An 18,599-nucleotide genomic window follows, 5' to 3' on the forward strand; every position below is an offset into this window, starting at 1 on the left:
TAAAGGTAGAATGGTTTTTTAATCGTTAATACCAAATTGAGGGTGCATAAATGAATCTTCAACCCCGTCTGTTTTGTTTCGTAACACTTCTTGATTTTCTTCTGAAATCCATCCCATATCATTTGTTGGATGGATCCATTCTTCGCCAGCCATAATGGCCGGATCAACTTCATCACTCCAATTGTTAAGTGGGCTATTTTTAGAATTGTATTTACTATCTCCAATTACAACATCGTATTGATTAATAAAGGGTTGTTGCATTTGTTTTCCTGTTCCTTTAAAGGAGGGGAAATTCATTTGATGCGGCAAGGTTTCATCTAAAATGGGTGAATGAATTTGTTGTTTTTTCTTCAAAGTAATCGTTCCTTCTTTATTATAGTAGGAAATATGAATTTCCTGTTCAGATATAGTGTTTCCATATATACGTTGCTTTGTACTTGTTAATACTTCCCATCAATAATTTTTGAAAGTTTTCTCAAACTAATATAGAAAGTAAGATGTCATTACAGTGAAGGAAGGTATTGTAAGTGGTAAAACGAAAAGTAAAACAACATGCGGCAATGAATCATAATAAAACTCCAAAAGAAAGCCTACCGGATGCGGAATTTGCGGTAGAGTATGAAAATGAAAATCCAGCGAAATATGCAAATCGTAATTCAAAAAAGGGTAAGCAAAAATGAGGCGTTTTTTACAAACGTCTCATTTTTTTGTGGAATTTTTAATCTTTTCTTAATTAATTGTAAATTTTCTGTTTTTTTGTTGTGAAAAAATATGAAAAAACATTGAAGTAGCAACGTATTACACAAAAACAAACAACAAACAAAAGATTAATGTTGGTTTAATACTGTTTTTACACTTGGCGTTTATATTGGAGTTGTACATAAGAAAAATAAAAGGAGAGAGAAAAAGTGAAAAAACACTCTTTAAAGCTGTAGCAACCGGGGGAATGTTTTCTTTATTAATGGGATGTGGTACTAAGAAAGAAGAAACTGCTGGGGCGAAAGTGAAAGATGACAAACTGTCTGGATCATTAGCAGCTTACACAGCAATTGAAGAAGAACTTGTACCTATTTATCTTGATTCCTTTAAAAAGAAATACCCAGATGTGAAATTAAATATTGTTCGTGATTCAACAGGGGTTATTACAGCGAAATTGTTAGCAGAAGGGAAAAATACACAAGCAGATGTTGTATGGGGAATAGCAGCTTCTAGTCTTTTAGCTCTAGAAAAGAAAGAAATGTTGAAAGAATACTCTCCAAAAGGTGTAGATCGTGTACTTCCGCAATTTAAAGATGATAAAAAGCCAGAAAAATGGATTCGCGACGATTAAAAATGATTATAAACTTCCGGATGGTTTCCCAAAAGATGTAACAGACAAGTTATATAAAAATAACAATTTTAAATGGGCGGCTGATAATCGCGATAAAACTTTAGAACGTTGGGAAAAAGAATTTGGGCAAAAAGCAGAACCGAAAAAGTAAGTGGGAGAGAGAAAAATGAGGTGAAGTTATGTCTATTGTTGGAGAAGAGAGAAAGCGTAGTATTCTTGAAAAAGTAGAGTTTAAGGGAAAAGTGAAAGTTTCAGAGCTAGCAAGTGAATTTTCAGTATCAACAGAAACCATTCGCAGATATTTAGAAGAGCTTGATCGGGAAAAGAAGTTGAAGAAAGTATACGGGGGAGCGGTTCAACTTCCGGGTGCAGGGATAGAGCCCCCTATGCTAGAAAGAGAAATGCTATATATTGAGGAAAAGAAAAGAATTGGCTATAAAGCAGCAACTTTTGTAGAAGATGGAGATGTCATTGTTATCGATGATGGAAGCACGCCCCTGCAAATGGTCCCGTATCTCGTTCATCGGAAAAACTTAACTGTTGTGACGAGTTCATTTCCTGTTGCAACCCAATTCATTTCTTCTATAAATAAAAAAATGTTTGATGGTGAAGTATTATTTATTGGAGGAAAGGTATCTCCAAAACACTGTCGTGTATCAGGATCTATTTCACAGCAAGTCATTCGTCAGTTTCATTTTCATAAGGCATTTATTTCAATTGATGGATTGTTACCTAGTTTTGGAATCTCGAGTTTTGAATTGGAAAAAGCTAAGTTATCAGAAGCGATGATTCAATTAGCGGAAAAGGCATTTATTTTATGTGATCATACAAAACTGGGGGTAAAAGGAAATTATCGAATCGCCGGTTTTTCTGATATTGGGCACGTAATTTGCGATAAAAAAATGCCTCATAGTTTTGAAGAATTTATTACAAAAAATAATATTCGCTGGACGATTAGTTAAATATAGGTTTCCAATCCGAAAGTTGTAGGGCCTACTGTTTTATTGTTTTACACATAGATGAGAGAGGTACTTTGAAAAGTTTTGTATCAGTGCAAAAAAAATGGACACATTTTTCGGTTTCCTTCATATAATTTACCAACAGAAAAAAAGTTGACTGGAGGAAAGAAGGGGAAAAGGTGTCGGAACGCTTGTATAATAAACTTATATTGTATACAAATATGTTACAAAAAATCGGCATTATTAATGAGAAAGAGAAGAGTGAGATGCTTCAAATGATGAACAAAAAGGCTCTGTGAAAGAGCTTTTTTTGTTGTGTAACACGTGCCTAATTTTCAGGTAGATGAAGAAATTGTATTGACAAAAAGAGATTCTCATGTGATAATTCAATTAAATTTTTGGAATAATCAAAAAATACTTCTTTTACATAGAAATGGCTAAACCATTACAGTAATATTCTCATGGGGGTGACGAAATGTTATTTTTTTTAAAGAAGTGGAAAGAGTTAAGAGATGTAAAAATGGAATTGGCTCTCCGTGATTGGTTTTATGGTACAAAAATTAGTTTATCTATGCGGACATCACAAGAACCATTAACATTTTTAGTAAATATTGAAGGAAGAGACAAAGGGTTATTTGCAGAAGAGGATTTTATTGTAGTAAATAGTATGTGCGAGCCTGTATTTGCAAATGATGAAAAACCAGCAGTTGAATCGTTTATGCATGCAGATATTTATAAAAAAGGTAATGCGGAGTGTATTTTGCAAGTTCAAACTGTAGATAGTCATTTAATATCAGAGTTATATGGAAAAGAAGGAGCAGTTACATTTGAAAAACGCACTGTAGAACGTGTTTTTGGAAAAGAAGGAATTACAGAGATTACGATTCCGATTGTAGAAAATGAAAAGAAGTTTGCTGATTTATTAGAGAATCATGTTCCTAATTTTATAGAAGGCGGCGGTGCTATACTTGTTCATAATTACGGAATGATTGTATGGGGAAACTCGCCAGAAGAGACGAAAAAATGGCTAGAAGGGTTAGAGTATTTAATGAATTATCACGTGAAATTATTGATGATTAAAGGAACTAAGAGTTCAGTTATATAAAGAGAATAATTCGTTACGTGCAAACTAATAAATGAAAGCGTTTTAAAAAAATAATTTCACTCATAAAATATGGGTCTCCTTATTATATATAGATTACATGTCGTCATGTGAGGAGGAACGTATTTTGCGAGTTAAATATCATTTTCTGCCGAAACAACAGGTGACATTTTGTAAGGATAATGATTCGGGGGAACAGGCGTTAAAAATTATGGACGTGAAGGGATATAGAGCAATCCCTGTACTTGCAGAAGATGAGAAGAGATTTAAAGGGATCATTTATAAAGTAGATATTTTAGAACGTAAATGTAATGAGGGTTTAGAAGATGTATGTGTGAAAGATATTATGGAAGATAAATCTGCATTTATTTTTGAAAAGGATTCTTTTTTTCGAGCCTTTTATGTAATTAGGCGTCTTCCATTTTTAGCTGTATTGAATGAGTACAATGAATTTGTTGGCATTTTAACACATTCTAATATATTTGATGTCATTGAAGATTCATTTGGGATGCAAACGGGTGGTTATATAATAACAATCGCAACGCAAGATTGTAAGGGGACAATTAAGGAGTTAGGAACGTTGCTCAGGTCTTATCATATTGGTGGATTATTTACATTGGACAATGGTGATCAATATATTCGTCGTGTTATTGTGAACATTACAGATGACTTAAGTGAAAAAGCATTAGAATCATTAATTGCAAAAATAGAGAAAAAAGGATTTCGCGTGAGTCATGTAGATTATATATAAGGTAGTAGTATGAAAAATAGAGAGCAGCATATAGCTGCTCTCTATTTTTGTTTGGAGACAGGTGGTGGTGAGAGGACAAGGTCGGATAAGAAAATAAAGTCTGCATGTTCACGTACTTTAGGAATGGTGGACTCAATAACACGAGAAGTAATTTCCCCAGGAGGGCCGACATGACCAATTGCTACTACGACAGGCTTTTCTTTAATTTTTTGTAGAAGTAACTGTGCTTGCTTTGTAATATGAGATGATGTATAAACATCATCAAAGAATAATTGATTTTCTACAATAGGAACTCCTAATTCCTTTCCGATTTTTGGTACTACGCTATTGGGATTTGTTTTACTATCTAAATAAAATAGGCCATGTTTTTTACATACTGATAGTATGATTCGCATAATTCTTTCATCAGCTGTTACTTTAGAACCCATATGATTATTCATCCCAATTGCATGTGGTACTTCTTGAATCGCTTGTTCGACCCGACTTTCAATTTCATGATCACTTAAATCAGTTGTAATGGCTTTAGGACCAAGCCATTCTTTTTTTCCTTTAATAGGCTCCATTGGCATATGAATAATAACTTCATGCCCTTTTTGATGTGCAGCTACTGCATCTTGTTTTGTAGATGGAAGAAAGGGCATAACAGCTACAGTAAGTGGAATGGGAAGTGATAACATCCTTTCAGTTCCCTTCATATTATTTCCAAAGTCGTCGATTACAATGGCAACTTTATTTGTATGGGCATACGTTTGAAAAGGAAAAATGACAGTAGATAATAAAATGAAAAAAATAATGATATGTTTACGCATATAAAAAATTCCTTTCTGAGTGGGTGATTTGTTATAAATAAAGCTTTATCAAATTTCTAGTTAGTGAAACAAATTAGATATGTAATTTGCATGAACTGCACTAAAATCCTGATTGGTAAGTGCTAATAATCAGTGGGGATGAAGAAAGTTCGCACTGATTAAGGTTTACCTTTATAGAAAATTTATCTTTTTTAATAAAATAAGGTACTGTATTTGTGAAGATGGAAACGCAAATCTATAATTATGATTTGCGTTTTTTACATAAATTAAACGAGAAAAATGTCGAAGTACTGGAAATCAAAAATGTAAAAGTAGAGTTTATTTGTCGTTTGGAAAAAATACCATGAAAAAAATGTCTATTATTGCGAATGTATTTACAAAGATAGAATAATTTGTAATAATTCTCAAAGTGAGGATAAAGATTTGTAAATTACAGGGAGAAAATGTTAGAATTTCTGAGTATTCTAATTCGGTTACAATATACATTTGTAGTCTGAATGTATGGAGTGAAAATGAAGTAGAGAGTATGGAAGAATAATGAGGGGGATATGGATGTTTACAGCAAAACGGGAGTACACAATGGAAAAACTTTCGCGTGATATTCATATGAAGCGTGAAGAAATGATTCATTTAGGTTTAACAAACGGATTAAACAGTACTGAAACAATTCAAGTGAGTCAAGAATTGGACAAGCTTATTGTACAGTATCAACGATATAAAGAACAAAAAACACCAAGATGGTTCGCATTTATGAAGGTACCCTTTTTTCAAATAGAATATGAAGGAAAATCAAGTGCTTTTTGGAAAATGTTTGTGACTGCTTTTATGAAATAAACATAATTACCCTCCGCAGAGAAGGATAATTATGCTGAATCTAATGGAAGCTTTATATGAACTGTGGTTCCTTTATTTTTTGTGCTATCAATCACAATTTGTCCATCATACATTTCTATAATTCGTTTGCATATGACAAGACCAAGACCTGTTCCGGTATCTTTACTGGTAAAGAACGGATGAAAGAGGTGTTTTTGAATATGCTTTGGAATACCTTTTCCTGTGTCAATAATGTGTAATTGTGCGTGCTCTTTATTACTGGTTACCTGAATTGTTAATACATCACCAGGTGACATAGCTTCAATTGCATTTTTTGTAATATTTAAAACCACTTGTTTCATATGATCTTTTGAACAACGGATATGAACAGGATGGTCTGGTAACTGCAAGGTGAATATAATATTATGCAAATTTGCTTCGGATCGAATAATTAATGAGACCTCTTTGATAATATCCCTTACATCATACTTTTTTTCGATAATCGCTGTTGGTTTACCAAGAATAAGAAATTCGCTAACAATTTCATTGATACGTTTTATTTCTTGTTCGATAACAGAAAAATAAAATTGGTCTTGTTCTTGTATATGTTTTTCCTTTAAGAGTGTTACAAGACCTTTAATTCCAGTAAGTGGATTACGGATTTCATGAGCTGTACTAGCTGCAAAAGTACCAACTAATTCAATTTTTTGTATTTCATTTTGTTGTCTCTCCAATCTTGTTTGTCGTTTCAGCAAAATATATTGAACGAGTAAAAATAAAATTGTCATTAAAAATAAAGTAACCAGACATTCTACCGCAACGGTTTTGTATAAAGTTGTTTTATGAATAGGTAATGGAGAAACAGCAACTTTCCATTTTAATTTTTGTAGTGGAGTAGAAATTTTGTTTGTATGTTGCCCAGTTGGTTCGTTATTATCATCTGTTAAAAAGACTACATCATGCTCATCGGTTACTTCAAAATGATATTGTGGTTTAATAGCATTTAAAGCAGACAATATATAATCAAAGCGTAAACTAGCCAACAATAAACCAGAAATTTGTTTGTGTTTTGTAAAAATGGGTGTGGCAATCATAATAGCTTGGTGTCCAAGAACCCGATCTGTAATGACAGATGATACAGTTGTTTTTTTTGATTTAAAAGCTTCTGCTATATAATACCGATCTGCAACCTGAATTGTTGTTGTTAAACCTTTTGATGCTACAGTAATTAGGCCGTTTTTATTTGTATAATATAATCCAGAAAAACGCTCGTCTTTTTCATCGGTATCGTGTAATATTTGCTGAATTCCGTTTGTATTTTCTGTTTCTGTATTTACGACCATAGCAAGCATCTCTAAGGCGGAAATTGCTTCGCCAATACGGTGATCTAAGTAGTCCCTATATAAAAATAAAACAGTATGAGCAGCTTGTTTGTTTTCCTGTTGCATTTGGTAGGTGTGATAAGAATAGAAAGTTGCACCGATTCCCAGTGTCGGTAATATAACAAGCAGTATATAAAAAGTTATGCTTCGTAATTTTCCATTCAAGATTGCTACTCCTTTTTTTATTATCATTATATATAAACTGTGTTAAAATTGTCATGTTTTTATTTCATGTGTGAAAGTTAGTACTTAGCATGTGGGAAAGAGTAAAAATGAGAAATGATTGAGCGATCATTCGGAGACAAAGATGAACCATTGATAGCTATTTTGCTTTATGGAAAAACTTTTTATTTGGTAGATTGTCTCGAATTTTTGTGAATTTAAGTGAAGGGTTGAAATCGTATGAAGTTGAGTGATGAGAGGGAAGAGATTTCTCAATCTTTAAAATTGTTTATTGCATTATCGCGTGTGCACCGCTTTGTTATGGATGCTACAAATAAATCAATACAAAGTAACGGACTAAATCCAACTGAGTTTGCTGTATTAGAATTGATATATCATAAAGGTAGTCAGCCGCTTCAACAAATTGGAGAGCGTATTTTAATTGCAAGTGGAAGTATTACGTATGTTGTTGATAAGTTAGAAAAAAAGGGGCTTGTGAAACGAATTCCATGCCCGAATGATCGCCGTGTTATATATGCACAGTTAACAGGAGAAGGAGAGACCTTCATCGCTTCTATTTTTCCAAAGCATGAAAAAGTTATACAGGATTCCTTTGGAATGTTAACAAAAGATGAGAAAAATGAGCTGTTATCTTTGCTTAAAAAAGTTGGGAAATATGAAAAGTGATAGAAAACCTTTCTTTTTTGATGGGAGAGAGCGACCGGCCATGTGTAGAAGCGGCCAAATCCTTTTTCAGCCCCATGCCAAGTGAAAACAAAAGGAGAAAATGAGTAGTAATTTCCTTTTGTTGTTCATAGCCATGACTTTATGTGTTGGAAGTTAACAAAGGGTTATCTCGCAAAGTCCCGAGTAGTGATGGGAATTTCAATTTATATAAGTACAAATTGAAAAAACGGCAGAAAACCTTTCTTTTTTTGATGAGAGAGAGCGACCGACCGGCCATGCGTAGAAGCGGACAGATCCTTTACCTGCTCCATGCCAAGTGGAAACAAAGAGAGGAAAAGAGCGCAGGTCATCTTTTGTTATTCATAGTAGCGATTTATATGTCGAAAAATCAAAATGGTTTTATATAACATGTTAAAAAAGCTTTCGATGTAAAATGGTCAAAGGCTTTTTTGATTATCCCGCTATTTACGGGTAGAAAAACCTCTTCCTCAAGATTCAGAGAGAAGCGGGAAAGATAGGTGAGGGTTTGAGGGATAAAGAAAAAACTCACGAATGGAAGTTTCATTTTATATAGGTAGTAATTTCATTCACCGTTCTACAAGAAGTATGGATGGAATGTTACAGTTTCTAATGGATTCTGTTGAAGAATAAAAGGAGATTCAGAAAAGGAAATGGAATTATAGTAAGGGTACATATAATTGAGAGGAGGCATATTCATGTCATTTAAGAACTATGAATATACACGCCCAAATACGGAAGAGTTGCAAGAAAAATTCACTGTAGCTTTAGAACAGTTTGAGAATGTAAAGACGATAGAAGAGCAAAAGCAAGTAATTGGTGTAATTAATGAGATTCGCAATGATTTTGGTACAATGGGAAATATTTGTTATATCCGCCATTCTGTTGATACAACGGATCCCTTTTATAAGGAAGAACAAGATTTTTTTGATGAGTATTCTCCGATTGTACAAGGCTATGTAACGAAATATTATAAAGCATTGATGAATTCTCCGTTTCGTGATGAACTGGAGGCTTATTATGGGAAACAATTATTTGCTTTAGCAGAATGTAATTCAAAAACATATTCAGATGAGGTTGTGAAAGATTTACAATTAGAAAATAAATTATCTTCGCAATATACACAACTTTTAGCGGCTGCAAAAATTGATTTTGAAGGAGAAGAGAGAACATTATCACAACTTGGACCTTTTATGCAACATACGGATAGAGATATGCGTAAAAGAGCAAGTGAAGCTTATTATGGTTTTTTAGAAGAGCATGAAGAAGAGTTAGACAGTATTTATGATGAACTTGTAAAAGTAAGAACGAAGATTGCGAAAACACTTGGTTTTAAAAACTTTGTTGAACTTGGATATGCAAGAATGTATCGCACAGATTATAATGCGGAAATGGTTGCAAATTATCGTAAACAAGTACTAGATTACATCGTTCCAGTTGCGACAGAATTACGAAAAAGGCAGCAAGCACGCATTGGTGTAGAAAAGCTTGCTTACTATGATGAGAATTTTGAATATGCAACAGGTAATCCAACTCCAAAGGGAGATGCAGAGTGGATTATTAATCATGGGAAGACAATGTATAAAGAATTATCAAAAGAAACAGATGAGTTCTTCAACTTTATGTTAGATAATGAATTATTAGATTTAGTTGCGAAAAAAGGAAAAGCTGGTGGCGGTTATTGTACATACATTGAAAATTATAAAGCTCCGTTTATTTTCTCGAACTTTAATGGAACATCAGGTGATATTGATGTGTTAACACACGAGGCAGGTCATGCGTTTCAAGTATATGAGAGCCGGAAGTTTGAAATTCCAGAGTACAATTGGCCAACGTACGAAGCGTGTGAAATTCATTCTATGAGTATGGAATTTTTCACGTGGCCATGGATGAAATTATTCTTTGAGGAAGATACGGATAAATATTATTTCTCTCATTTAAGTTCAGCACTTCTATTTTTACCATACGGTGTATCTGTTGATGAATATCAACATTATGTATATGAAAATCCGGAAGCATCTCCAGAGGATCGCAAAGCGGCATGGCGTAATATTGAAAGAAAGTACTTACCACATCGAGACTATGAAGACAATGATTATTTAGAACGTGGTGGTTTCTGGCAGCGTCAAGGGCATATTTATAGCTCACCTTTCTACTATATTGATTATACATTGGCTCAAATTTGCGCACTGCAATTTTGGAAGCGAGCAAGAGACAATAGACAAGAAGCGTGGGAAGATTATGTGAACCTTTGTCAAAAGGGTGGAAGTCAATCCTTCTTACAATTAGTAGAAATTGCGAATTTGACATCTCCATTTACAGATGGGTGTGTGCAAGGCGTAATCACTGAGATTCAAACGTGGTTACATGCAGTGGATGACACAAAATTGTAAAAATCAACCTTGTTTTTTTCACATTTTGTAATCGACACATTTATAAAACAATGAGATAATATAAGAAAATTCAGATTTATCTAAAGGTGTTTCTAAGTTGGAAACACCTTTTTTTACCAAAAAAGAGGGGGGAGAATTATGCTTCAATCTAATATGAATATTAGTTTGGAAACTTTGCTGCAATCGTTACAATCTACAAGAAATACACTATTATCAGAAATTGAGATGTTAAATGATACGGAAGTGAATGTAAAACCGCGCCGTGATAAATGGAGTATCATTCAAATTATGCATCATCTACACCTAATTGAACAATCTGTCACTTCATCCCTTGTGTATGCTTTACAGAAAAAAGACAAAAAAGTAGTTCCACTCAAAGATCTCCAACTTACTCTTGATCGAACATATAAACGAGAAGCACCTCAACAAATGCAACCAACAGAAACATTAATGAAAAAACAACAAGGAATTCAATTACTCGAACATTCACGCGCAGAATTATTGCATACGCTGCATAGTATTATAGACGAAAAAGAATTGTTCGAAAATTCGTTAAAACATCCTGTGTTTCAGGAGCTTAATCTATATCAATGGATTCAATTCCTTGATTTACATGAACAACGCCATCTTACACAGTTAAAAGAAGCAAAATATGCGATTTTGCAAAGGTAAAGAAAAATTCCCATTTACATGGGAACTATATTGAATAAATAAGAAGAAGCGAGGTAGTAATTATCTCGCTTCTTCTTATTTATCCCTGCTTTTCGAGGGTAGTAATATCCACTCCTTAAGATGCAGAAAAAGAAGATGGGTAGGGGATAAACCACTTATAAAATCCTAATTAATGAGGACTAATTATTAGTGGAGGATGAAGAAACTGGATTGATGCATATTTTTATCTTTTATTTTGGAATAATACATAAAGAGAACATAGAAGGAGTTGAAAGCATGTCACACAAAAAGAAAGAGCAAGAGCGTAGTTGGAAGGCACGAAAAGAAAATCAAAAACCGCATGGGAAAGTAAAGACTTTTGCGGAACTTGTTGATGAAACGGAAAAAACGTGATGATTTCATCACGTTTTTTGTATGAGTGGGAAAGTTAATAGAAAGGTTGTACCAATGTCTTTTTCACTTGAAATATCGATTTTTCCACCCATTGCTTTTACGATGCTGAATACGACCATCATCCCAAGTCCAGTGCCTTTTTCTTTCGTTGAATAGAAGGGAGAACCAAGACGTTTCAGTTGTTCTAGATCCATGCCAATACCAGTATCTTTTATAGCCAACTGTATCTGTGTATGACTCGGTATTAATGTGAGAATAAGATCTCCCCCTTTTGGCATGGCTTCAATACAATTTTTTAAAATGTTTAATAAGCATTGGTTAAATTTTTGTTTTTCTCCAGAAATACAAAAGATGTTGCTTTGCTTTGTGTAAGTTATACGAACATTTGTCAAATTAGCTAGTGGAGTAATGAGAGATACAGCATGAAGTAATTCATCTTCGATTTGTAATACTTGTTCTTTTTCTATACTTGGTTTTGCAAATGTTAGATAATCTGTGAGTACGTGATTTGCTTGTTCAATACCACGTATAGCAATTTCTGTATATAATTTTCGATCTTCTTCAGAGCATTCTTCGGATTGTAGGAGTTGTAAAAAACCTTTCGTTGAAGTTAAAGGATTGCGAACTTCATGAGAGATAGAGGCAGCCATTTCTCCGATTAGGTGAAATTTTTCAGCGTTAATTAGTTCTTCTTGTAGGCGTATTTGTAATTGTAGTACGTTTAGTAAATAAAGAATAAGAATGGTACCAATGATGGTACATAATTCATACACAATAATATGAGGGAGGTAATATTCAGTGCTAGAAACTTCAGCAAGGAAAAAAGGAATCCAGCTAAATACGTATACAAAACTATATAAAATAGCAAGTACTACTTTTATATGATTGCTCCCTCTTTGAAAGAGTCTGTATGTGGCAAGGAGAATAATATATAAGCAAATGGAAGCTATAATAGATGGAAAAACTCCTATGCCTCCTAACAAAAAACGGTATATGTTTAATACAGCTAAAATCGATCCACCCGCAATAGGACCTCCTGTTAACGTACCAACAATTAATACAATATGACGCATATCAAATTGAAATCCATTATCCATCCTTGCTGCAAAAGAAATACAAAGAATTGTTGCAGCACTGCAAAATAATATAAATACGGTTGAATTTAACTTAGGTGAATGTTTCCCTTTTTGATTCCAAAATGAGTGATATATTAGCATCATAACGAGGATGGATAATATGTTTAAAAAGAGATAAATAATAAAGAGTTTCAGGTTTATCTCCTCCCTATTCTCATATGTATGGTGTTATATAAGTACAAATTGAAAAACCGACATAAAACCTTTCTTTTTAGGTGAGAGAGCATCCGGCCATGCATAGAAGCAGTCAGCTCCTCTTTCTGCCCCATGCAAAGTGAAAACAAAGAGAGAAAATAAGTAGCGGTCACCTTTTGTTCTTTATAGCAGCGACTTATATGTTGGAAAATCAAAATGGATTTATATAAGTATAATCATACTATTAAAATACAAGAAAATGAATCTTAAACCTGAAAAAAAGACAGAAAAATCAGATGTTTTTCTGGATATGTGCAGTATGTTACAATATGTGTTGTTAATGAAAGAAGAAATTCCATGTATAACATGGGAGAGGTTCGCGAACTCCCTCTATAAAAAACTATGGAAACAACAATATCCTTAGGTATTGTTTTGTTTTTTTATTGTGACAGTTCAAGAACGTTCTTTCTTCTTATTCGTAGTAGAGAAGGAGAATGAGTGAGATGAAAAAAGAAAAAGCAGTTGTCGTTTTTAGTGGTGGCCAGGATAGTACAACATGTTTATTTTGGGCAATGCAGCAGTTCGCAGAAGTCGAAGCTGTGACATTTAATTATAATCAACGTCATAAGTTAGAAATTGACTGTGCAGCTGATATTGCGAAAGAGTTAGGAATTAAACATACAGTACTTGACATGAGCCTATTAAATCAACTTGCTCCAAATGCGTTAACGAGGACGGATATGGAGATTACACATGAAGAAGGTGAATTGCCATCAACATTTGTAGATGGACGAAATTTACTATTCTTATCATTTGCAGCTGTGCTAGCAAAACAAGTTGGAGCACGTCATATTGTAACGGGCGTATGTGAAACAGATTTTAGCGGTTACCCTGATTGTCGTGATGTATTTGTGAAATCGTTAAACGTTACTTTAAATTTATCTATGGATTATCCATTTGTTATTCATACACCACTTATGTGGATTGATAAAGCAGAAACATGGAAATTGTCAGACGAACTTGGCGCATTTGAGTTTGTTAGAGAAAAAACATTAACATGTTATAACGGAATAATCGGTGATGGCTGCGGTGAATGTCCAGCTTGTAAACTTCGTAAAGCAGGTTTAGATACGTATTTACAAGAACGCGAAGGAGCGAACGCATAATGGAACAGAATTTTTTTGGATTTCGCATTGTAGAAAATTTACAAAAAGTGGACAAGGACATTCAACGTGAACAACTGAAATATCATAATAAACGAGTGATGGTAAGTAAGGAATTTACATTTGATGCAGCGCATCATTTGCACTGTTATGAGGGGAAATGTAAAAATTTACATGGTCACACATACAAAGTTGTTTTTGGAATTAGTGGATATGTAAATGAGATTGGACTTGCTATTGACTTTGGAGATATAAAAGAAATTTGGAAAAATGAAATAGAAATTTATTTGGATCATCGTTATTTAAATGAAACATTACCAGCGATGAATACGACAGCTGAAAATATGGTCGTTTGGATATATGAGAAGATGGCAGAGGCACTTACAAAAGAAGACCGTGCAAATGAATATAAAGGAGCACGGGTTGAATTTGTTCGTCTATTTGAAACACCAACAAGTTATGCGGAAGTAAGACGGGAGTGGATGATCGGTGAGTAAAATTCCTGTTCTGGAAATTTTTGGGCCGACCATTCAAGGTGAAGGAATGGTTGTTGGACAAAAGACGATGTTCATTCGTACAGCAGGTTGTGACTATAGTTGCGCGTGGTGCGATTCGTCCTTTACATGGGATGGATCAGCGAAAGAACAAATTCGGAAAATGACTCCCGAAGAGATATGGAGTGAGCTTGTAGAAATTGGTGGAGAAAATTTTTCACATGTAACGATTTCAGGTGGGAATCCAGTGTTGTTGAAAAATATAGACGATTTTCTGTCTTTATTACAAGAAAAACAAATTCGCACCGCCATTGAGACGCAAGGAAGTAAATGGCAGGAATGGTTGCTTCATATTGACGAAATAACAATTTCGCCAAAGCCCCCAAGCTCACAGATGAAAACTGATTTTATTATGCTGGATTCTGTTATTGAAAGATTAGCAGGAAAAGATTTTAGCTTAAAAGTCGTTGTATTTGATGATCACGATTTTGAATATGCGATAAAAGTGCATGAGCGTTATCTGCATGTACCGTTTTTCTTACAAGTTGGAAATGATGATACGAAAACAGTGGATGATGCAATTCTTATTAGGAATTTACTACAAAAATATGAATGGCTCATTGAAAAAGCTGTTCATTGCAAAGAAATGAATGACGCAAAAGTATTACCTCAGCTTCACGCGTTAGTGTGGGGAAATAAACGAGGCGTATAAGGAATCGAATTGAAGGGATGTATGAAAAATGGCAGGAAGATTAGATGAAGATTTAAAAGATGTAACGTTACTTGGAAACCAAAATACAAAATATTTATTTGAATATAGCCCAAAAATTTTAGAGACATTTGATAATAATCATCCAAACCGTGATTATTTTGTAAAGTTCAACTGTCCTGAATTTACAAGCTTATGTCCAAAAACAGGACAACCAGATTTTGCAACGATCTATATTAGTTATATTCCAGAGCAAAAAATGGTGGAGAGTAAATCATTAAAATTGTATTTATTTAGTTTCCGTAACCATGGAGATTTTCATGAAGATTGTATGAATGTCATTATGAATGATTTAATCAAATTAATGGATCCACGTTATATTGAAGTGTGGGGGAAATTCACACCACGTGGTGGTATCTCGATTGATCCATATTGTAACTATGGTCGTCCTGGTACAAAATATGAAAAAATGGCAGAATATCGCATGATGAATCACGATTTATATCCTGAAACAATCGATAATCGTTAATGAAAAAGGATCTGTATGATACATGCAGATCCTTTTTTTCTATTATATTACGCATGTTGATTGATAACTGTATAGTTTTTGTGATTTACAACTGTAAGAGGTTCCATATCTAGTTCTCTAAAATTCTCCATGATTGTTATATCGACAATAACGGAGTTTTTATTTACTTTTTGAACACGGCCTTGCATTCCACCTTTAAATTCGATAATATCTCCAGTTTCTGCGGTTTTCATAAGCAACTCTCCTTGTTACAGTTTTACCAAAAAAAGAACAATGTTGTTCTTTTTTATTTCCCTTTATTTTGAACTATATTCCCCTGTTTGTAAATGTTTCCATGAGAAAATTTCAAAAAATAGTCATTTTTCATAAGAAATGTATAAAGTATTTTTCTATTTTAGGAGAGGGAATTGATAAAAAAGTGCTTATATCAGTATATAGGGGTATAATAAACTGGGGGCGGTAAAAATGTTGTTTAAAATTGTTGGAAGTTTTATAATGATCCTTTTATTCTTATTTTCATATAAGCAATTAAAAATAATTCGTATCCATGAAACAGATACATATTTTGATGGATTAGATGGTATGCATGCTTCTGTCACTCATGAGAGCGGTGCGGATATGTAAGGAAGTATGACTTTCTCTTTCTCCATGGTATGATGATAATAAGAAAAAGTGCATAATAATATAGGTAATGAGCGGTGAATGGAGAGTGGAGAAGATGCGAATTTCTTTTATTCGTCACGGTCGCTTGAACAATGTTACAGAATCAATGACAGTATCATCGTTCCACAAATGGATGGAGCGGTACGATTTAGACGGTATGGAAAAAAGTATGGACATACCAATTGAGACGGTTGAAGTAATCGAATCTGCGAAGCTTATTGTAACGAGTGATCAAAAACGTACGGTACAGCCAGCAGCAGAATTAACGAATTCTCTTTCTTTTATACAAAGCTCCCTTTTTCGAGAGGCAGAAGTACCATCTAGTTTCTTTGTTCCGAAATGGGTGAAGTGCAAACCGGAAGTATGGACATTTATTGGGCGTACATTATGGATGATTGGATATTCTAAAGGTGTTGAGTCTTATCGTGAAGTACAAGGAAGAGCGAAGCAAGCAGCTGATACATTAGTCGGATATGCGTTAGTACATGGGCAAATTGCGCTCATAGGGCATAGTTATTTTAATACGATGATTGGGGCTGAGCTACGTGCTAGAGGATGGTCTGGTCCGCCTATTTTTCATGGGAAGCCATGGAGTTGTACAGAATATACATTTCATGAAGCAATGAATGGAAATATATTGAATACCAATTTAACATAAAGGCACACGATTACAATAAAGAATCGTGTGCTTTTTTTTAAGAAACGAAAGCTTTTTTATATAGTGGTTTCACTAAATGAGCATATGGCTCTCCAACAAGCATAACCGTTTTATCCTCTTGGTAGCCAAGTTTTTTATATAAAGAGAAAGCTCGCTTGTTTTCTAAATTTACAAGTAATGCGATTTTCTCATAGCCTTTTTCATAGGCATCATTTTCTGCTGCTTTAATCAATTTTGAGCCGATCCCTCGTCCGCCATATGTGTTTGAAACGGATAATGTGTCAATATAATATTCATCGAGCTCAGCTTCTTTTTCTAGCGTAATAGATGAATCTTGATGGATTTTTCGTAAGTGTTTTACAATGGGAGTATCTAGTTGTTTTGCATGGCTGCCATGATAGGCTACGATGATTCCAATTGCTTGTCCATCTTGTTCTTCAACGAAACAGTTCTCGTAGCTAAGTCGATTTTCTTTTTTTGAAAACCAAGTTTCAAGCCCTGTCAAGACTTCTGTTCCTGTTCTCCCACCTGTGATTTTTTCAGCAATTTCATGCAGAGCGTTATACAATAAAGGAGATATTGCCTTCGCATCTGTCTTTTTTGCTTTCCGAATCATATTATCCCTCCTAGTTGTCATTCTTATTGTAACATAAAATAAAGTTTCAACCAGTTATTCATCAATTTCTTGAATTTTATAGGATAAGCTTGAATATCGAATTGATTCAGTATAGATGAACCGTTATGGTAGTATATGATACTTGCTGTGAATGTAAGAAATTTAACATTGTCGACTTGTGAAAGATAGGATAAAATATTGCAGAGAGGTGAAATACATGGATAAACAATTAGCAAATACAATTTTAGATCAACTGAAAAATGGAGAGATAGAAGAGTATATTGTAACTAAGGATGTATTTTATACGTTTCGTGAGGTTGTAGTAAATCGAGAAGATTTTAAACATTTCAGTGGGAATGCACAGCACGGCGGGAAAATTATTTATACATATATAGAAACACCGCGTTCTTAATAGAAGGAAAAGGGAGAGGAGAATTATGGGAGAATTTAAACAAGGTATTTTACCGCACTGGGACTACATGTGGAAAGATGGTACAGGAAAACGATTCGTAGGAATGGTTATGTTTCCTGAGAAACGTACAGAAGAAGTTATAGAAAAATTGAAAGTAGCATATGAGCAAGAAATTCACATTCGAGCAACTGTGAAATTTCAGCATATGAATCAATATGTAGAGGGAATGGTTGTATATTTTGATGAAGAAGCGCCAGTATTTACAATGCAAGATAAAGACGAAAATTTTCATCATTTATTTATAAAGGATATTTTACGTATTGAACATTGCGAATGAGCGATGCTTTGTGTACAGTCTTTTTAAAATTCTCATCACACTAACGAATAAATTGGTGTGCCATAATAATTGTCCTTTTCATTACAATGATATGTTTTATTGTGTAACAAAAAAGAAAGTATATGTACTCGATTTAATAAATGTTTAATCCACAAGAGAGAGAAATCCTTACTTGTGTGATTTGAATAATGTGTAACCGGTTTCGAACAGATTATCTCGTAAATTCTGTTCTTTTTTATGTGATGCTGGAGAAATATATTTCTCCAGCATTTACTG

General features: G+C 33.9%; 23 protein-coding genes, 1 pseudogene and 1 riboswitch. Of the genes and pseudogenes, 18 read left to right on the forward strand and 6 right to left on the reverse strand.

Features of this window, described 5'->3' with window-relative positions:
* Window positions 1-18: 18 nt before the first annotated feature.
* A complete protein-coding gene (locus JDS96_RS08190) occupies window positions 19-354 on the reverse strand; it encodes a DUF3905 domain-containing protein (protein WP_199666578.1) in 336 nt (111 codons plus the stop codon).
* A 173-nt stretch (window positions 355-527) separates the two neighbouring features.
* On the opposite strand from JDS96_RS08190, the gene JDS96_RS08195 reads away from it, so the two are divergent.
* The 5 genes and pseudogenes from JDS96_RS08195 to cbpA all read left to right on the forward strand — a co-directional run bounded on the left by JDS96_RS08195 (window position 528) and on the right by cbpA (window position 4,142).
* On the forward strand, window positions 528-680 hold the full coding sequence (locus tag JDS96_RS08195; protein ID WP_000240797.1) for a hypothetical protein: 153 nt from the start codon (window positions 528-530) through the stop codon (window positions 678-680).
* 266 nt (window positions 681-946) lie between these two features.
* Window positions 947-1,481, forward strand: a pseudogene (locus JDS96_RS08200) (type 2 periplasmic-binding domain-containing protein).
* A 28-nt stretch (window positions 1,482-1,509) separates the two neighbouring features.
* Window positions 1,510-2,292, forward strand: coding sequence for a DeoR/GlpR family DNA-binding transcription regulator (locus tag JDS96_RS08205; RefSeq protein ID WP_003196072.1), 783 nt, complete (start codon window positions 1,510-1,512; stop codon window positions 2,290-2,292).
* Window positions 2,293-2,764: 472 nt separating this feature from the next.
* Window positions 2,765-3,394 (forward strand): class II aldolase/adducin family protein, encoded by a 630-nt coding sequence (locus JDS96_RS08210; protein WP_003196074.1) that lies wholly within the window; start codon window positions 2,765-2,767, stop codon window positions 3,392-3,394.
* Window positions 3,395-3,518: 124 nt separating this feature from the next.
* The gene (cbpA, locus tag JDS96_RS08215) at window positions 3,519-4,142 is read left to right on the forward strand and encodes a cyclic di-AMP binding protein CbpA (RefSeq protein ID WP_018764164.1); all 624 of its coding nucleotides are present in this window, start codon (window positions 3,519-3,521) and stop codon (window positions 4,140-4,142) included.
* A gap of 41 nt (window positions 4,143-4,183) precedes the next feature.
* On the opposite strand, the gene JDS96_RS08220 is transcribed toward cbpA, so the two are convergent.
* Window positions 4,184-4,951, reverse strand: coding sequence for a divergent polysaccharide deacetylase family protein (locus JDS96_RS08220; protein WP_006094099.1), 768 nt, complete (start codon window positions 4,949-4,951; stop codon window positions 4,184-4,186).
* A 552-nt stretch (window positions 4,952-5,503) separates the two neighbouring features.
* On the opposite strand from JDS96_RS08220, the gene JDS96_RS08225 reads away from it, so the two are divergent.
* Entirely contained in the window at window positions 5,504-5,785 is a 282-nt protein-coding gene (locus JDS96_RS08225; protein WP_006094100.1) for an aspartyl-phosphate phosphatase Spo0E family protein, read from the forward strand.
* Between the two features lie 29 nt (window positions 5,786-5,814).
* Here JDS96_RS08225 and JDS96_RS08230 read toward each other — a convergent pair whose 3' ends face one another.
* On the reverse strand, window positions 5,815-7,338 hold the full coding sequence (locus tag JDS96_RS08230) for a DUF3149 domain-containing protein (protein ID WP_374220992.1): 1,524 nt from the start codon (window positions 7,336-7,338) through the stop codon (window positions 5,815-5,817).
* A 210-nt stretch (window positions 7,339-7,548) separates the two neighbouring features.
* On the opposite strand from JDS96_RS08230, the gene JDS96_RS08235 reads away from it, so the two are divergent.
* From JDS96_RS08235 to JDS96_RS31945, 4 genes are all read left to right on the forward strand, one after another.
* Window positions 7,549-7,995: a MarR family winged helix-turn-helix transcriptional regulator gene (locus tag JDS96_RS08235; RefSeq protein ID WP_199666580.1), complete on the forward strand. Its 447-nt coding sequence runs from the start codon at window positions 7,549-7,551 to the stop codon at window positions 7,993-7,995.
* Window positions 7,996-8,711: 716 nt separating this feature from the next.
* A complete protein-coding gene (locus JDS96_RS08240; protein ID WP_003196081.1) occupies window positions 8,712-10,406 on the forward strand; it encodes a M3 family oligoendopeptidase in 1,695 nt (564 codons plus the stop codon).
* A 138-nt stretch (window positions 10,407-10,544) separates the two neighbouring features.
* Entirely contained in the window at window positions 10,545-11,078 is a 534-nt protein-coding gene (locus JDS96_RS08245) for a DinB family protein (protein ID WP_003196082.1), read from the forward strand.
* Window positions 11,079-11,354: 276 nt separating this feature from the next.
* A complete protein-coding gene (locus JDS96_RS31945; protein WP_000018497.1) occupies window positions 11,355-11,471 on the forward strand; it encodes a DUF6254 family protein in 117 nt (38 codons plus the stop codon).
* Window positions 11,472-11,479: 8 nt separating this feature from the next.
* On the opposite strand, the gene JDS96_RS08250 is transcribed toward JDS96_RS31945, so the two are convergent.
* Entirely contained in the window at window positions 11,480-12,688 is a 1,209-nt protein-coding gene (locus JDS96_RS08250; protein ID WP_097794840.1) for an ATP-binding protein, read from the reverse strand.
* Between the two features lie 420 nt (window positions 12,689-13,108).
* A riboswitch (PreQ1 riboswitch) is annotated at window positions 13,109-13,152 on the forward strand.
* A gap of 93 nt (window positions 13,153-13,245) precedes the next feature.
* On the opposite strand from JDS96_RS08250, the gene queC reads away from it, so the two are divergent.
* The 4 genes from queC to queF are packed head-to-tail and all read left to right on the forward strand — an operon-like array spanning window position 13,246 to window position 15,637.
* Window positions 13,246-13,908: a 7-cyano-7-deazaguanine synthase QueC gene (gene queC / locus JDS96_RS08255; RefSeq protein WP_018764167.1), complete on the forward strand. Its 663-nt coding sequence runs from the start codon at window positions 13,246-13,248 to the stop codon at window positions 13,906-13,908.
* Window positions 13,908-14,402 (forward strand): 6-carboxytetrahydropterin synthase QueD, encoded by a 495-nt coding sequence (queD, locus tag JDS96_RS08260; protein WP_003196086.1) that lies wholly within the window; start codon window positions 13,908-13,910, stop codon window positions 14,400-14,402. The genes queC and queD overlap by 1 nt, the downstream gene beginning before the upstream one ends.
* A complete protein-coding gene (gene queE / locus JDS96_RS08265) occupies window positions 14,395-15,111 on the forward strand; it encodes a 7-carboxy-7-deazaguanine synthase QueE (RefSeq protein WP_199666581.1) in 717 nt (238 codons plus the stop codon). Before queD ends, queE begins: the two co-directional genes overlap by 8 nt.
* A 28-nt stretch (window positions 15,112-15,139) precedes the next feature.
* Window positions 15,140-15,637, forward strand: a complete 498-nt coding sequence (gene queF, locus JDS96_RS08270) for a preQ(1) synthase (RefSeq protein WP_003196088.1) — start codon at window positions 15,140-15,142, stop codon at window positions 15,635-15,637.
* A 47-nt stretch (window positions 15,638-15,684) separates the two neighbouring features.
* On the opposite strand, the gene JDS96_RS08275 is transcribed toward queF, so the two are convergent.
* Window positions 15,685-15,870, reverse strand: a complete 186-nt coding sequence (locus tag JDS96_RS08275; RefSeq protein ID WP_003196089.1) for a YkvS family protein — start codon at window positions 15,868-15,870, stop codon at window positions 15,685-15,687.
* 232 nt (window positions 15,871-16,102) lie between these two features.
* On the opposite strand from JDS96_RS08275, the gene JDS96_RS08280 reads away from it, so the two are divergent.
* A complete protein-coding gene (locus JDS96_RS08280) occupies window positions 16,103-16,261 on the forward strand; it encodes a hypothetical protein (RefSeq protein WP_003196090.1) in 159 nt (52 codons plus the stop codon).
* Window positions 16,262-16,355: 94 nt separating this feature from the next.
* Window positions 16,356-16,958 (forward strand): histidine phosphatase family protein, encoded by a 603-nt coding sequence (locus tag JDS96_RS08285; protein WP_199666582.1) that lies wholly within the window; start codon window positions 16,356-16,358, stop codon window positions 16,956-16,958.
* 37 nt (window positions 16,959-16,995) lie between these two features.
* Here JDS96_RS08285 and JDS96_RS08290 read toward each other — a convergent pair whose 3' ends face one another.
* Entirely contained in the window at window positions 16,996-17,574 is a 579-nt protein-coding gene (locus JDS96_RS08290) for a GNAT family N-acetyltransferase (protein ID WP_003196092.1), read from the reverse strand.
* Between the two features lie 217 nt (window positions 17,575-17,791).
* Here JDS96_RS08290 and JDS96_RS08295 point away from each other — a divergent pair, with 217 nt between their 5' ends.
* Together JDS96_RS08295 and JDS96_RS08300 are read left to right on the forward strand one after the other, a co-directional pair.
* Complete coding sequence (locus JDS96_RS08295) at window positions 17,792-17,986, forward strand: hypothetical protein (RefSeq protein ID WP_003196093.1); 195 nt, start codon at window positions 17,792-17,794, stop codon at window positions 17,984-17,986.
* A gap of 25 nt (window positions 17,987-18,011) precedes the next feature.
* The gene (locus JDS96_RS08300; protein ID WP_003196094.1) at window positions 18,012-18,323 is read left to right on the forward strand and encodes a hypothetical protein; all 312 of its coding nucleotides are present in this window, start codon (window positions 18,012-18,014) and stop codon (window positions 18,321-18,323) included.
* Window positions 18,324-18,599: the final 276 nt, after the last annotated feature.

The organism is Bacillus cereus group sp. N21, from assembly GCF_016483395.1.
Taxonomy (GTDB): domain Bacteria; phylum Bacillota; class Bacilli; order Bacillales; family Bacillaceae_G; genus Bacillus_A; species Bacillus_A pseudomycoides.

Coding starts and splice junctions, on each gene's coding strand:
- JDS96_RS08205 (WP_003196072.1), top strand. CDS start 1,510: ATGTCTATTGTTGGAGAAGAGAGAAAGCGTAGTATTCTTGAAAAAGTA.
- JDS96_RS08210 (WP_003196074.1), top strand. CDS start 2,765: ATGTTATTTTTTTTAAAGAAGTGGAAAGAGTTAAGAGATGTAAAAATG.
- JDS96_RS08220 (WP_006094099.1), bottom strand. CDS start 4,951: ATGCGTAAACATATCATTATTTTTTTCATTTTATTATCTACTGTCATT.
- JDS96_RS08225 (WP_006094100.1), top strand. CDS start 5,504: ATGTTTACAGCAAAACGGGAGTACACAATGGAAAAACTTTCGCGTGAT.
- JDS96_RS08230 (WP_374220992.1), bottom strand. CDS start 7,338: ATGATAATAAAAAAAGGAGTAGCAATCTTGAATGGAAAATTACGAAGC.
- JDS96_RS08235 (WP_199666580.1), top strand. CDS start 7,549: ATGAAGTTGAGTGATGAGAGGGAAGAGATTTCTCAATCTTTAAAATTG.
- JDS96_RS08240 (WP_003196081.1), top strand. CDS start 8,712: ATGTCATTTAAGAACTATGAATATACACGCCCAAATACGGAAGAGTTG.
- JDS96_RS08245 (WP_003196082.1), top strand. CDS start 10,545: ATGCTTCAATCTAATATGAATATTAGTTTGGAAACTTTGCTGCAATCG.
- JDS96_RS31945 (WP_000018497.1), top strand. CDS start 11,355: ATGTCACACAAAAAGAAAGAGCAAGAGCGTAGTTGGAAGGCACGAAAA.
- JDS96_RS08250 (WP_097794840.1), bottom strand. CDS start 12,688: ATGCTAATATATCACTCATTTTGGAATCAAAAAGGGAAACATTCACCT.
- queC (WP_018764167.1), top strand. CDS start 13,246: ATGAAAAAAGAAAAAGCAGTTGTCGTTTTTAGTGGTGGCCAGGATAGT.
- queD (WP_003196086.1), top strand. CDS start 13,908: ATGGAACAGAATTTTTTTGGATTTCGCATTGTAGAAAATTTACAAAAA.
- queF (WP_003196088.1), top strand. CDS start 15,140: ATGGCAGGAAGATTAGATGAAGATTTAAAAGATGTAACGTTACTTGGA.
- JDS96_RS08275 (WP_003196089.1), bottom strand. CDS start 15,870: ATGAAAACCGCAGAAACTGGAGATATTATCGAATTTAAAGGTGGAATG.
- JDS96_RS08280 (WP_003196090.1), top strand. CDS start 16,103: ATGTTGTTTAAAATTGTTGGAAGTTTTATAATGATCCTTTTATTCTTA.
- JDS96_RS08285 (WP_199666582.1), top strand. CDS start 16,356: ATGCGAATTTCTTTTATTCGTCACGGTCGCTTGAACAATGTTACAGAA.
- JDS96_RS08290 (WP_003196092.1), bottom strand. CDS start 17,574: ATGATTCGGAAAGCAAAAAAGACAGATGCGAAGGCAATATCTCCTTTA.
- JDS96_RS08295 (WP_003196093.1), top strand. CDS start 17,792: ATGGATAAACAATTAGCAAATACAATTTTAGATCAACTGAAAAATGGA.
- JDS96_RS08300 (WP_003196094.1), top strand. CDS start 18,012: ATGGGAGAATTTAAACAAGGTATTTTACCGCACTGGGACTACATGTGG.